12 protein-coding genes are annotated in these 13955 nt (G+C 56.6%); 7 read left to right on the forward strand and 5 right to left on the reverse strand.

Annotated elements, in window-relative coordinates:
- Nucleotides 1-34 precede the first annotated feature (34 nt).
- The 3 genes from moeB to PAT9B_RS06450 all read right to left on the reverse strand — a co-directional run bounded on the left by moeB (nt 35) and on the right by PAT9B_RS06450 (nt 2515).
- Complete coding sequence (gene moeB, locus PAT9B_RS06440; protein ID WP_013508449.1) at nt 35-790, reverse strand: molybdopterin-synthase adenylyltransferase MoeB; 756 nt, start codon at nt 788-790, stop codon at nt 35-37.
- Complete coding sequence (moeA, locus tag PAT9B_RS06445) at nt 791-2026, reverse strand: molybdopterin molybdotransferase MoeA (RefSeq protein ID WP_304413507.1); 1236 nt, start codon at nt 2024-2026, stop codon at nt 791-793.
- A gap of 66 nt (nt 2027-2092) precedes the next feature.
- A complete protein-coding gene (locus tag PAT9B_RS06450; protein ID WP_013508451.1) occupies nt 2093-2515 on the reverse strand; it encodes a universal stress protein in 423 nt (140 codons plus the stop codon).
- A 237-nt stretch (nt 2516-2752) separates the two neighbouring features.
- On the opposite strand from PAT9B_RS06450, the gene PAT9B_RS06455 reads away from it, so the two are divergent.
- The 5 genes from PAT9B_RS06455 to gsiD all read left to right on the forward strand — a co-directional run bounded on the left by PAT9B_RS06455 (nt 2753) and on the right by gsiD (nt 9073).
- Complete coding sequence (locus tag PAT9B_RS06455; RefSeq protein WP_013508452.1) at nt 2753-3718, forward strand: isoaspartyl peptidase/L-asparaginase family protein; 966 nt, start codon at nt 2753-2755, stop codon at nt 3716-3718.
- 10 nt (nt 3719-3728) lie between these two features.
- Nucleotides 3729-5585 carry a glutathione ABC transporter ATP-binding protein GsiA gene (gene gsiA, locus PAT9B_RS06460; RefSeq protein ID WP_013508453.1) on the forward strand — a complete coding sequence of 619 codons (1857 nt, stop codon included), beginning with the start codon at nt 3729-3731 and terminating at the stop codon, nt 5583-5585.
- A 68-nt stretch (nt 5586-5653) separates the two neighbouring features.
- Nucleotides 5654-7189: a glutathione ABC transporter substrate-binding protein GsiB gene (gsiB, locus tag PAT9B_RS06465; RefSeq protein ID WP_013508454.1), complete on the forward strand. Its 1536-nt coding sequence runs from the start codon at nt 5654-5656 to the stop codon at nt 7187-7189.
- A gap of 48 nt (nt 7190-7237) precedes the next feature.
- Nucleotides 7238-8158, forward strand: coding sequence for a glutathione ABC transporter permease GsiC (gsiC, locus tag PAT9B_RS06470; RefSeq protein WP_013508455.1), 921 nt, complete (start codon nt 7238-7240; stop codon nt 8156-8158).
- Between the two features lie 9 nt (nt 8159-8167).
- Nucleotides 8168-9073: a glutathione ABC transporter permease GsiD gene (gsiD, locus tag PAT9B_RS06475; protein WP_013508456.1), complete on the forward strand. Its 906-nt coding sequence runs from the start codon at nt 8168-8170 to the stop codon at nt 9071-9073.
- Nucleotides 9074-9117: 44 nt separating this feature from the next.
- Here the strand turns inward: gsiD and PAT9B_RS06480 are convergent, their stop codons facing one another.
- Both PAT9B_RS06480 and rimO read right to left on the reverse strand, forming a co-directional pair.
- Nucleotides 9118-10779 carry a methyl-accepting chemotaxis protein gene (locus tag PAT9B_RS06480; protein ID WP_013508457.1) on the reverse strand — a complete coding sequence of 554 codons (1662 nt, stop codon included), beginning with the start codon at nt 10777-10779 and terminating at the stop codon, nt 9118-9120.
- A gap of 129 nt (nt 10780-10908) precedes the next feature.
- Complete coding sequence (rimO, locus tag PAT9B_RS06485) at nt 10909-12234, reverse strand: 30S ribosomal protein S12 methylthiotransferase RimO (protein ID WP_013508458.1); 1326 nt, start codon at nt 12232-12234, stop codon at nt 10909-10911.
- Nucleotides 12235-12473: 239 nt separating this feature from the next.
- Between rimO and PAT9B_RS06490 the strand changes: the two genes are divergently transcribed.
- Both PAT9B_RS06490 and PAT9B_RS06495 read left to right on the forward strand, forming a co-directional pair.
- Nucleotides 12474-13109: a carbonic anhydrase gene (locus PAT9B_RS06490; protein ID WP_013508459.1), complete on the forward strand. Its 636-nt coding sequence runs from the start codon at nt 12474-12476 to the stop codon at nt 13107-13109.
- A gap of 118 nt (nt 13110-13227) precedes the next feature.
- Nucleotides 13228-13884 (forward strand): DUF3313 domain-containing protein, encoded by a 657-nt coding sequence (locus PAT9B_RS06495; RefSeq protein WP_013508460.1) that lies wholly within the window; start codon nt 13228-13230, stop codon nt 13882-13884.
- Nucleotides 13885-13955 lie beyond the last annotated feature (71 nt).

The raw sequence follows: 13955 nt of genomic DNA on the forward strand, positions 1-13955 counted from the left end.
ATCGCGCCCACCGCAACGGGAAGCGGCGGTTTTTTTATGTGCCCCCGCACACCTCGCAATGCGCATCCTGCGCCACTTTCATGTTGCGGAACTCCGCACTCAAGGCATCGTACATCAGCAGCCGTGAACTGGCCGGGGTGCCAAATGCCGTCAACACTTTGATGGCTTCCATCGCTTGCATCGCCCCCATAACACCGACCAGCGGTGCCATCACCCCCGCCTCAACGCAGCTCAGTGCCTGTTCACCAAACAGGCGGCTGATACAGCGATAGCAAGGCGTGCCGGGTTGCCAGGTAAATACGCTTAACTGGCCTTCCATACGAATGGCGGCGGCCGAAATTAACGCGACTTTGTGTTGCCAGCACAGGCGGTTGATCTGTTCACGTGTGACGACGTTATCTGTGCAATCCAGTACCGCATCATGGCGGGCAATCAAGCTACCCAGTGCCGCATCATCCAGCTGCGCATGCAGGGTTGTTAACTGGCAATGGGGATTGATGGTGGCCAGTTGCTGCGCGGCAGAATCCACTTTCGCCATGCCAATGGTGCTGTCACGATGCAGAATTTGTCGTTGCAGATTACTCAGCGCAACCGTGTCGAAATCCAGCAGGGTAAGCTGACCCACGCCCGCTGCAGCGAGGTAAGGCGCAGCGGCACAGCCCAGACCGCCCAGGCCGATCACTAACACCCGTGATGCTTTAAGCTGCTCCTGGCCGTCAAAATCGAAGCCACGCAACACGATTTGCCGGTTGTAGCGCAGCATCTCTTCATCGCTCAACTCCGCGTGCATTTATCCCTCCAGCAGGCTGTTAAACGCTTCGACTTCCACCCATTCACCGGCTTCCACATCGCCGCGCTCACGCTCCAACACGATAAAACAGTTAGCCTGTGCGAAGGAACTGAACACATGTGAACCTTGCGCCCCGGTGCTGCGCACTTCCAGCATGCCGTCTGCGCCCCGGCTGAAGATACCGCGCTGGAAATCGAGACGTCCCGGTGATTTTTTCAGGCGCTGGCTGGCGCGGGCGCGTAACCGCGGCGGCATCAACGGCGCTTGCTGCCCGGTGAGGGTGCCGAGCAGCGGCTGAACCAGTTGATAGAAGGTCACTGCGGCTGAAACCGGGTTGCCGGGCAGGCCGCAGAACCAGCTGTTGGCGAGTCGGCCAAAAGCGAAGGGTTTGCCGGGTTTGATTGCCAGCTTCCAGAAGGTAATCGCCCCCAACTCCTCCAGCATGGCTTTGGTGAAGTCAGCTTCACCCACCGAAACCCCGCCGGTGCTGATGACCACATCGGCCTGACGATCCGCTTCGCTGAATGCCTGGCGCAACGCCAGCGGATCGTCACCTATCACACCCAGGTCGATCACTTCGCAACCGAGGCGGTTCAGCATTAACGACACGGTAAAGCGATTGGTATCGTAAATCTGTCCTGCTGCCAGCGGTTGTCCTACGGCCTGCAATTCATCGCCGGTGGAGAAAATCGCTACCCGCAATTTACGCAGCACGCTGACCTGAGCAATCCCCAGCGAGGCCAGCAATGGCAGCTCTGCCGCGCCGAGACGCACGCCCGCGTCCAGTACCTGTTTGCCTGCCTGAATATCTTCACCGCTGCGGCGAATATGCTGTCCGGCTTTGACCGGCGCGGTGATGACTATCCCACCGTCACGTTGTTCGGTTTCTTCCTGCATCACCACCGCCTCGCAGCCGGCAGGGACAGGTGCGCCAGTCATGATACGGATGATGCTGCCTGCGGGCCATGTCCCGTTGAACGGTGCACCGGCAAAGGCTTTGCCCGCAACCGGCAACACGCGTTCGGGTGTGCAATCGGCGAGACGCACCGCGTAACCGTCCATCGCGGCGTTATCGAACGGGGGAACATCCAGCGGCGATAATACCGGCTGGGCGGTGATGCGCCCGGCGGCTTCGAATAACGATACCTGCAAAGAGTCGGTAATCGGGGTGAGTTGCGCCAGCATTTTTTGCTGGGCGTCTTCGAGGGAGATTAAGCCCGCAGTAAAGGGTTCCATGTCCATATCAGCCTGGTTATGTCAGATGCTGCCTATTATGGCAGGCAAATGCCTGCCGCCGCATTATTACGGCAAATGTTTTATCAGCACATCGATGTTTAAGCGGTTGATGTATTCCATTGAATTGGAGGTGAGGATCCCCATGAAACGGTTATGGTGCCCGGCAATGACTAAATCGATATGTTGTTCAGCAATGCATTTTTCCACATCTTTAAAGCGCCGTAGCGTGACCAGTTCATGGCATTTAACCGGCACAGGTACGCTGGCGGAGAGTTTGCTCATCAGCGCTTTCGCCCGAATCACATCGTCTGACACCACATCATTCATCAGGCTATCCGAGACATAATTCATCTCCCGATAATCATCGCTAATGTGTGCCAGCGTGATTTTCATCGCCAGTTTTTCCGCCAGTTTCGCCGCCTGGTTAAGCAGTAATGTGCCATCCTGATTACCCTGAACCAGCACCAGGGCATGGGTATAACTGTTCATGGGTTTCTCCGCCAGCATCGTTGCTGTGAGTATAGTGTTTCACCCCAGGCAAACCGGGCACTGCTCACGCTTTTGTCAAACTTAAAGGCATAAACCACAATAAAAGGTTATGACCCGGCAACACAGTTTCTCTTTACAAGGCGGGAACGCCTTTCTATATTCGAAAGTTGCCAAAAAATAATGAAAACCATTCTAAATCAGTGTTTTTGGTTCTGATTACTTGACAGGGTAACCGGTATGACTAAAGCAGTTATCGCTATTCACGGCGGCGCGGGTGCGATCACCCGTGCGGCGATGAGCGCCGAAAAAGAACACTATTATCGTCAGCAACTGGCGGCGATTGTCGCTGCCGGTCAGCAAATTCTCGCCGACGGCGGCAGCGCGATGGACGCGGTGACCGAAGCGGTGCGCCTGCTGGAAGAGTGCCCGCTGTTTAACGCCGGTAAAGGGGCGGTGTTTACCCATCAGGGGACACATGAACTGGATGCCAGCATTATGGATGGGCGCACGCTGGAGGTGGGGGCGGTCGCTGGGGTTAACCATATTCGTAACCCGGTGCTGGCGGCGCGCGCGGTGCTGGAGGTCAGCCCGCATGTGCTGTTTATCGGTGCCGGTGCTGAAGCCTTTGCCACCCAGCAGGGGCTGGAGATGGTCGCCGCAGACTTCTTCTCGACTCCAGAGCGCTGGGAACAGCTGCAACGGGCGCTTGGCAGCGATCAGGCGGTGCTGGATCATGACGGCGCAGCCCAGAGCCACAGTGACGACCCGCTGGACCCCGATCGTAAATTTGGTACGGTCGGTGCCGTGGCGCTGGATGTGCACGGCAACCTGGCCGCGGCGACCTCCACCGGCGGCATGACCAACAAACAGGCAGGGCGTGTCGGTGATTCACCGTTGGTGGGTGCTGGGTGCTATGCCAACAACGACACGGTGGCGGTTTCCTGTACCGGCACGGGTGAGGTGTTTATCCGCACGCTGGCGGCGTATGACGTGGCGGCGCAAATGCGTTATGCCGGACGCACGTTGCAACAGGCCAGTGCCAGTGTGATTCACGATAAAGTCCAGGAGCTGGACGGCAGTGGCGGGCTGATTGCGGTTGACCGCGAAGGCAATGTGGCGTTGCCGTTTAACAGTGAAGGTATGTACCGCGGATTCGCGTATGTAGGCGGCGAAGTTGAGGTAGCCATTTACCGCGATAGCTAAAGGAGCAGGCATGACGGATCGGCAGCTGCAATTAACGCCAGACCAGGTTCTGGCAGTACGGGACCTGAACGTAAGTTTCCAGCATGAAGGACGTATCACCGAAGCGGTGCGCCAGCTCTCGCTTGATCTGCATCGTGGTGAAACCCTGGCGCTGGTGGGGGAGTCCGGTTCCGGTAAATCGGTCACTTCGCTGGCGTTGATGCGGTTGATCCAACAGGCAGGAGGGGAGGTTAGCGGTGAAATCACCCTGCGGCGGCGTAACGGCGAATTGCTGGATGTGATGCGTGCCCCCGCCAGTCAGATGCGTCGTGTACGCGGTGCGGATATGGCGATGATTTTTCAGGAGCCGATGACCTCACTGAATCCGGTGTTCACCGTCGGGGAACAGATCGCCGAATCCATCCGTCTGCATCAGGGGAAAAGCCATCAACAGGCGCTGACCGAAGCGCGCCATATGCTCGATTTGGTGCGCATCCCCGAGGCGCAAAACGTGTTGTCGCGCTATCCGCATCAACTCTCTGGTGGGATGCGTCAGCGTGTGATGATCGCCATGGCATTGTCCTGTAAACCTGCGCTGCTGATTGCCGACGAACCCACTACCGCGCTGGATGTCACCATCCAGGCACAAATCCTGCAATTGATCCGCGTACTGCAAAAAGAGATGCAAATGGGGGTGATCTTTATCACCCACGATATGGGCGTGGTGGCGGAAATGGCGGACCGGGTGCAGGTGATGTATCGCGGCGATGTGGTCGAGCGTGCGCCGGTGCAGCAACTGTTTAACCAGCCGCAGCAACCCTACACCCGGGCGCTGCTTTCCGCAGTGCCTAAACTGGGGGCGATGAATGGACAACCGCTCCCGGCTAAGTTCCCGTTGATTCATCGTGATGGTCGTGAAGAAGCCCAGACGCCCCAGGATACCGTGCGTGTTGATCGCCCTCCGGTTTTACAGGTGCGTGATTTGGTGACGCGCTTCGATATCCGCAGTGGTTTGCTTAATCGGGTGAAGCGACGGGTCCACGCGGTGGAGAAGGTCAGTTTCGATCTTTATGCCGGTGAAACCCTCGCTCTGGTGGGGGAATCCGGCTGTGGTAAATCCACGACTGGCCGTTCATTGCTGCGGTTAGTAGCCAGTCAGGGCGGCACCATCACCTTCGACGGACAACGCATTGATGCGCTGGAAGGGCGGGCGCTGGCCACCTTACGCCGTGATATTCAGTTTATCTTTCAGGATCCTTACGCCTCGCTGGACCCGCGTCTGACGGTGGGCTTCTCCATTATGGAACCGCTGCTGGTGCACCGGACGATGAGCCGACGTCAGGCCGAGCAGCGCGTGGCGTGGTTGCTGGAGCGCGTTGGCTTACTGCCGGAGCATGCGCAACGTTACCCGCATGAATTTTCCGGTGGTCAGCGTCAGCGTATCTGCATTGCGCGCGCGCTGGCGCTGAACCCTAAAGTGGTGATTGCCGATGAGTCGGTCTCGGCGCTGGATGTGTCGATTCAGGCACAAATCATCAATCTGATGCTCGATTTGCAGCGCGAATTTGGCATCGCGTTTCTGTTTATTTCGCACGATATGGCGGTGGTGGAACGCATCAGCCATCGCGTGGCGGTGATGTATCTCGGACAGATAGTGGAGATGGGGCCGCGCCAGGCGGTGTTTGAGCAGCCGCGCCATCCCTACACCAAAAAACTGATGGCCGCAGTGCCGGTGGCCGATCCGGCACACCGGCGTCGGGAACGGGCGTTGCTGGTGGATGAAATCCCCAGTCCGATCCGCCCGTTGGGCGATGAGCCGGAAGTCGCGCCATTGATTGAGGTGGCACCGGGCCATTTTGTCGCCCGTCATGCCATCAGCGGCACCTGAACAGCAGCAACTCATCCGCGTCACCGGCTGGTGTGCGCAAAGACAGGGACTACAGGAGAACGATAACGATGCACCATATTATGCGTAAAGGGGTTATCACTGCCGGGTTGTTAAGTTCGGCGCTGGCGCTACCGGCCTGGGCAGCGAAAGATGCGGTGATTGCCGTGGCGTCAACATTTACCACCCTCGATCCTTACGATGCCAACGACACCTTGTCGCAGGCGGTGGCGAAGTCTTTCTATCAGGGATTGTTTGGCTTCGATAAAGATATGAAGCTGACCAACGTGCTGGCTGAGAGCTATCAAACCAGCAGCGATGGCCTGACCTACACCATCAAACTGCGCCCGGGCGTGAAGTTTCAGGATGGTACCGACTTTAATGCGGAGGCGGTGAAGGCTAACCTCGATCGTGCCAGCAACCCGGATAATCACCTCAAGCGTTATAACCTGTTTAAATATGTCGCCAGCACTGAGGCCGTGGATCCGCTGACGGTGAAAATTACCCTGAAGCAACCCTTCTCGGCCTTTATCAATAACCTGGCGCATCCGGCGGCGGTGATGATTTCCCCGACGGCGCTGAAAAAATACGGCAAGGACATTGGTTTCCATCCGGTGGGTACCGGGCCGTTTGAATTTGTCACCTGGAACCAGACTGACTTCGTGAAAGTGAAGAAGTGGGATGGCTACTGGAAAAAGGGCTATCCGAAGCTCGACAGCATTACCTGGCGTCCGGTAGTGGATAACAACACCCGTGCGGCGATGTTGCAGACCGGCGAAGCCACCTTTGCCTTCCCGGTGCCGTTCGAACAGGCCACATTGCTGGAGAAAAACAGCAAGCTCGATGTGGTCACCACCCCGTCGATCATGCAGCGTTATATCAGCCTGAACGTGACGCAAAAGCCGTTCGACAACCCGAAGGTACGTGAGGCACTGGAGTATGCCATCAACCGTCAGGCGCTGGCGAAAGTGGCGTTTGCCGGTTATGCCACGCCAGCGACCGGTATTGTGCCGCCCGCTATCGATTTTGCGCAGAAGTATCCTGCCATTGCTTACAATCCGGCTAAAGCGCGTGAACTGCTGAAAGAGGCGGGTTATCCGAACGGTTTTGAAACCACGCTCTGGTCATCACATAACCACAGTACGGCGCAGAAGGTGTTGCAGTTCACGCAGCAGCAGTTGGCGCAGGTTGGGGTTAAAGTGAAGGTGCTGGCGATGGATGCCGGTCAGCGTGCGGCGGAAGTGGAAAGCAAAGGTCAGAAAGAGAGCGGGGTGCGCATGTTCTATACTGGCTGGTCTGCCTCGACCGGTGAAGCCGACTGGGCGTTGACGCCGCTGTTTGCCACCAGTTCCTGGCCGCCAGCTATCTTCAACACCGCGTTTTACAGCAATCCGCAGGTTGATAAAGATCTGGCCGATGCGCTGAAAACCACCGATCGCGAGCAGAAAGCCAAACTGTACAAAGATGCACAGGATCGCATCTGGAACGATCATCCGTGGATTCCGTTGGTGGTGGAACAGTTGCTGTCTGCCAATAACAAAAACCTGAGCGGTTTTTACGTCATGCCTGATACCTCATTTAATTTTGATGAGGCCGACCTGAAGTAACCCTGAGGGTCAGCCCGCGTGGCTGACCCTCACCGTGCAGGACTTCGCATGCTGAATTATTTTCTCAAACGATTACTGGGACTGATTCCCACGCTGCTGATTGTGGCGGTGCTGGTGTTCCTGTTTGTTCACCTGTTGCCGGGCGATCCGGCACGCTTGATCGCCGGTTCCGATGCGGATGCCCAGGTGGTGGCCTTGGTACGTCAGGAACTGGGTCTTGATCAGCCGTTGATCCAGCAGTTCTGGCACTTCATTCTGAATGCGGTGCAGGGAGATTTTGGTCAGTCGATGGTCTCGAAACGCCCGGTTTCCGAGGAGATCGCCACGCGTTTTTTTCCAACGCTGTGGCTGACGTTAAGCAGCATGGTCTGGGCGGTGCTGTTTGGCATGGTGATTGGCATCGTCTCTGCGGTGTGGCGTAATCGCTGGCCGGACCGACTCGGTATGACGTTGGCGGTCTCGGGTATCTCTTTTCCGGCATTTGCCCTCGGCATGCTGCTGATGCAAATTTTTTCGGTGGATTTAGGCTGGCTGCCAACGGTGGGGGCCGACAGCTGGCAGCATTACATCCTCCCCTCCATCACCCTCGGCGCAGCCGTTGCGGCGGTGATGGCGCGCTTCACCCGTGCCTCCTTCGTTGAGGTGATGCAGGAAGATTATATGCGCACCGCGCGGGCCAAAGGGGTACGTGAAACGCTGGTGGTTGCAAAACATGGGCTGCGCAATGCCATGATTCCGGTGGTGACCATGATGGGGCTGCAATTTGGTTTTCTGCTGGGTGGCTCGATTGTGGTGGAAGTGGTGTTCAACTGGCCTGGTCTGGGCCGCCTGCTGGTGGATTCGGTGGAGATGCGTGATTACCCGGTGATCCAGGCCGAGGTGCTGCTGTTCTCGCTGGAGTTCATTCTGATTAACCTGATTGTCGATATGTTGTACGCGGCGATCAACCCGGCTATTCGCTACAGGTAAGGAGTCGCAATGAAAAACTGGCGACGCGAGGCGGCACTAAAAATCATGCCGACGATGACGGAAAACCGGGTGCGCACACCGTGGCGTGAATTCTGGCGACGTTTTCGGCGTCAGCACGTGGCGATGTTGGCTGGCGTGTTTGTGTTGCTATTGATCGTGGTGGCGTTTATTGCCCCGTGGATTGCCCCCTTTGATGCCGAAAACTATTTCGATTATGACCGGCTAAATGAAGGGCCATCGCTGATGCACTGGTTCGGTGTTGATTCGCTTGGGCGTGATATTTTTAGTCGTGTGCTGGTCGGCACCCGTATTTCCTTGATTGCCGGTTTCTTTTCCGTGGCGATAGGAACGGTGATCGGGACTTTGCTGGGATTGCTGGCCGGTTACTATGAAGGCTGGTGGGATCGTATCACCATGCGTGTTTGCGACGTGTTGTTTGCGTTTCCGGGCATCTTGCTGGCGATTGCCGTGGTGGCGATTATGGGCAGCGGGATGAGTAACGTGATTGTCGCGGTGGCAATTTTCAGTATCCCGGCGTTTGCGCGTTTGGTTCGCGGCAACACGCTGGTACTCAAACATCAGACTTACATTGAATCGGCGCGCAGTATCGGTGCATCGGACTGGACCATCATTATGCGCCATATCCTGCCGGGTACGGTCTCATCGATTGTGGTCTACTTCACCATGCGTATCGGCACCTCGATTATCACTGCCGCCAGCCTGTCGTTTCTCGGACTGGGCGCGCAGCCGCCTACGCCGGAGTGGGGGGCGATGCTCAATGAAGCACGTGCGGATATGGTGATTGCTCCCCATGTGGCGATTTTTCCCAGCCTCGCCATTTTCCTGACGGTGCTGGCGTTTAATCTGTTGGGCGATGGGTTGCGTGATGCGCTCGATCCGAAGTTGAAAACCTGACCGGGTGTGTGCAGAACGGCGCGATAAATCGCGCCGTGCTTAGCTTAAAACGTTTCCCAGTTGTCATTGCCGGCAGCGGCAGGGGCTTTTAGCGCACGCGGCGCGACCACCGGTGCTGATGGCCGCACCAGCACCGCAGTCGCCTGACGCGCGCCGGTGTTAAAGCGCGCTACCGCCGCAGATAAACGGCTGGCCTGTTGCTCCAGCGATACCGAAGCATTGGCTGACTCCTGCACCAACGTGGCGTTCTGTTGGGTCACGCGATCCATCTCGTTCACCGCCTGGCCGATCTGGTCGATACCACGGCTCTGCTCATCCGATGCGGAGGCAATCTCCCCCATAATATCGGTGACGCGGGTGACGGCGCTGACAATCTCCTGCATGGTGTCACCGGCGCTGCCAACCTGTTGCGACCCCAGATTGACCCGCTGGACTGAGTTCTCAATCAACAGTTTGATCTCTTTCGCGGCCTGGGCGCTGCGTTGGGCGAGGTTGCGGACTTCGCCCGCCACCACGGCAAAGCCACGGCCCTGTTCACCGGCACGCGCGGCTTCGACCGCCGCGTTCAGCGCGAGGATATTGGTCTGGAAAGCGATACCGTCGATCACGCTGGTGATATCCGCAATCTTTTTCGAGCTGTCGGCGATGTCATGCATGGTTTTCACGACACCCGCCACCACGTTGCCACCTTTATCGGCGGTATCGGAGGCGGTTCTGGCCAGCTGCGTGGCCTGGCGCGCGTTATCGGCGTTTTGTTTCACCGTCGCGGTGAGCTGCTCCATACTGGCGGCAGTCTCCTCCAGTGAGGCGGCCTGTTGTTCGGTGCGTGACGAGAGATCGTTATTGCCGGTGGCGATTTCGCTGACGCTGCTGAAGATCGCATCGGCGCTGTCCCGGACGTTGTTGACGGTGCTGAGCAACGCCTGTTGCATATGGTTCAGGCTGGCGGCCAGCGCTGCCATTTCACTGCGTCCTTCCACGTGCAGGCTGCCGGACAGATCGCCTTCCGCAAAACGCTCCATCTGTTTTTGCAGTTGCTTCATCGGGATGAGCAAAATACGGCGCACCAACACCCATACCGCCGCCAGCAGCAGCAACACCACCACGGCCATCACGGCAACCATCGCCAGCACATGCTGCCAGGCGCTTTCATTCTCGGCGCTGCCTTGTGCCAGCAGTTCGACGTTCTGCGCACGCCACTGCTTGTAAGCATCTTCAAGATCATCCTGCGCCTGCTGGGCATCAAGGTTACCGTAAGAAGGGTAATCATTGGCTTTCAGAAAGGCGGCAGATTGTTGCAGCAGATCCGCCATCGCGCTGAATTTGGCCTCGACCAGCGCAGCGGCAGCGTCACTCTGGCCTTTGATACGCGGCAGGCTTTTATACTGGGCAAAGTGCTGCTGCGCTTCATTCAGCGATGCACCCGCCGCCGTCAGCAATTTATCAATGGCGGCCAGTGAGGCTTCGTCGGTCTGCTTTTTCAGGATACGAATAGCGACGCGGTTGATGGTGACACGGGTTTTTACCAGCGTTTGCCAGCCATCGGCCAGTTCGCGCTGCTGGTGGGATAATTGATCGCTGGTGGTGAAGTTACGCTGACCCGCCATGAGCGAGGTCAGAAATAACGAGCCGGAAACGACTTGCATGGCTGTAAAGACCACCAGAATCACGACAATGGCGGTCACGACTTTCATTCTTTTAAGCATCCTGAACTCTCTGGGCAAAAGGGGCGTGTACAGAGGTTATCGGTGTAAAAGAAAGGCGCTTTACTGTCGGAGAAAAATAATTTCAGCGGAAAATGATCTCCCCCATGACGGGCATGGGGGAGCAGGGGATTACACGCGTGTACCCCAGAGATCGTACTCGTCGGCGTGATCGACTTTAACGCGCACCACATCACCGACTTTCACCTGACGATCGCCGTTCAGGTAGACTGCACCATCAATTTCCGGCGCATCGGCCATGCTGCGACCCACAGCACCTTCTTCGTCGACTTCATCGATGATCACCAGAATTTCGCGACCGATTTTCTCTTGCAGACGTTCAGCGGAGATCTGCTGTTGCAGCTGCATAAAGCGTTCGAAACGCGCCTGTTTCACGTCATCCGGCACCGGGTCCGGCAGTTGGTTGGCGGTAGCGCCTTCCACCGGGCTGTACTGGAAGCAGCCAACACGGTCGAGGCGCGCTTCTTTCAGGAAATCGAGCAGCATCTGGAAATCTTCCTCGGTTTCACCCGGGAAGCCGACGATAAAGGTGGAACGCAGCGTCAATTCCGGACAAATTTCGCGCCAGCGCTTAATACGCTCCAGCGTGCGTTCAACCGCACCCGGACGTTTCATCAGTTTCAGAATGCGCGGGCTGGCGTGTTGCAGCGGAATATCCAGATACGGCAGGATTTTGCCTTCGGCCATCAGCGGAATGACATCATCCACATGTGGGTACGGGTAGACGTAATGCAGGCGCACCCAGACGCCAAGTTTTGCCAGCTGTTCACACAGGCTGACCATGCTGGTTTTCACCGGTGAACCGTTCCAGAACCCGGTACGGTGTTTCACGTCGACGCCATAGGCAGACGTATCCTGAGAAATCACCAGCAGCTCTTTCACCCCGGCTTCCACCAGGCGTTTGGCTTCATCCAGCACCGCGCCAATCGGACGGCTATCCAGATCGCCACGCATGGACGGGATGATGCAGAAGGTGCAGCGATGGTTGCAGCCTTCAGAAATTTTCAGATAGGCATAGTGGCGCGGTGTCAGCTTCACGCCCTGCTGCGGCACCAGGCTGAGGAACGGGTTATGCTCCGGCTTCGGTACATAGTGATGCACATGTGACAGCACCTGCTCGTAGCTGTGCGGGCCGGTGATTTCCAGCACTTTCGGGTGCACTTCGCGGATTTGGTCCACTTTGGCACCGAGGCAGCCGGTGACGATCACTTTGCCGTTTTCGTTCAGGGCTTCACCAATCGCTTCCAGGGATTCCTGCACGGCACTGTCGATAAATCCACAGGTGTTAACAATGACGATCTCCGCATCATCGTAGCGTGGTACCACGTCATAACCTTCGGTACGCAGTTCCGTCAGGATACGTTCCGAGTCAACGAGGTTTTTTGGGCAGCCGAGTGAGACGAAGCCCACGCGTGGAGGATTGGTGACATGGCTCATAAGAATAAAAATTCATCATAATTAGTGTGGATAGGGGGGCGATTGTACAGGTGTCTGCGGGGAAATTGTATAGTCTGTTTTAATGCCGCAACATGCTCGGGGTTGTCTTCACCGGGTGATTTTGCTTAAATGCCCGGTTGGTGCGTGTAAGCTATTATCGATACAAGAAAAAATGATGCCGCGCTGACGGTGACTGGGTTCACTGCCAGGGCAGAAGTGGATAATGTGAGAGCAGAGAAATGAAAGAGATCATCAAAGGTTTTCTGAGTTTTCAACAGAATGTGTTTCCTGAAAGGAAGGATCTTTTCAAAAGCCTGGCGTCCAACCAAAATCCCAAAGCCCTGTTCATCTCCTGCTCAGACAGCCGTCTGGTGCCGGAACTGGTGACACAGCAGGAGCCGGGTCAACTGTTCGTGATCCGTAATGCGGGCAATATTGTGCCGTCATTCGGACCGGAGCCAGGCGGTGTATCAGCGACCATTGAGTATGCTGTCGTGGCGCTGGGCGTGAGCGAAATCATCATTTGTGGCCACTCCAACTGTGGTGCGATGAAAGCCATTGCCGAATGCTCCTGCATGGATACCATGCCTGCGGTGGAACACTGGCTGCGTTACGCCGATGCGGCGCGCGCGGTGGTGGAGAACAAAAAGTATGACAACCCGGAAACCAAGCTCAATGAGATGGTAAAAGAGAACGTCATCGCTCAACTCCACAATATCAAAACACATCCATCAGTTGCGGTTGCCTTGCGTAAAGGCATGCTGCGCCTGCACGGCTGGGTTTATGACATTGAGAGCGGCAAGATCATGGCGCTGACCAAAGGCGGCGATGAGTTTGTGTCTCTGTCCGAAAACCCTGAGACTTGCTTCGAATAATTCCCCTAACCACCTGCACTTGCAGGTGGTTATCTTTCACACTTCCTCAAATTTTCTCACCGTGGTGAATCGGCCCAACTAAGCTTGAGAAGCAATGACTTCTTACAAGGGCTTACCTATGCGCTTACCTCTTGGTGTTTCTGTGCTGACGCTGGCCTTGCTGGCGGCGGGTTGTACATCTCATGTTGCTGATAAAAAACAATTCTCCGGTTTTTTGGGTGATTACAGCCAGCTACAAACGGCACAGTCGCCCAGCGGTAAACCGACCCTGCGCTGGATTTCACCGGATTATCATGGAGCGGATTATCGCAATGTGGTGTACACCCCGGTGGTTTACTATCCGGCCGCGCATCCCACGCCGCGAATTAGCCAGCAGACGCTGGATGGCATACGCCAATATACCGATCAGCGACTGAAAGCCGCGATTGCGACACATAAAACCCTGGTGGCGCAGAAAGGGCCGCACACCCTGGTGGTGCGCAGCGCAATCACCGCCGTGACGGCGGAAGATGAGGGTATTCAGTTCTATGAAGTGGTGCCGGTGGCAGCGGTGGTTGCCAGTACCATGGCCGCCACCGGTCATCGTACCCAGAACAGCGCGTTGTTCCTGGAAGTGGAAGCGACTGACGCGCAAACCGGTAAACCGTTAATCAAAGTGGTGCGTAAAGCCTTTGGTAAAAACCTGCCAAACAACAGCACCCCGATCACCCTTGATGACCTGCGTCCGGGGATTGACGAGATGGTCCGGGACACCGTGGCGTTCACTGCCCCTTAATGTTTTGTAAATCCTGCACATCCTTTTTTACCGACTGACTACCCTTAACGGCAGTGGATTAAAAAGGAGAC

It is taken from the genome of Pantoea sp. At-9b, from assembly GCF_000175935.2.
Classification (GTDB): Bacteria; Pseudomonadota; Gammaproteobacteria; order Enterobacterales; family Enterobacteriaceae; genus Pantoea.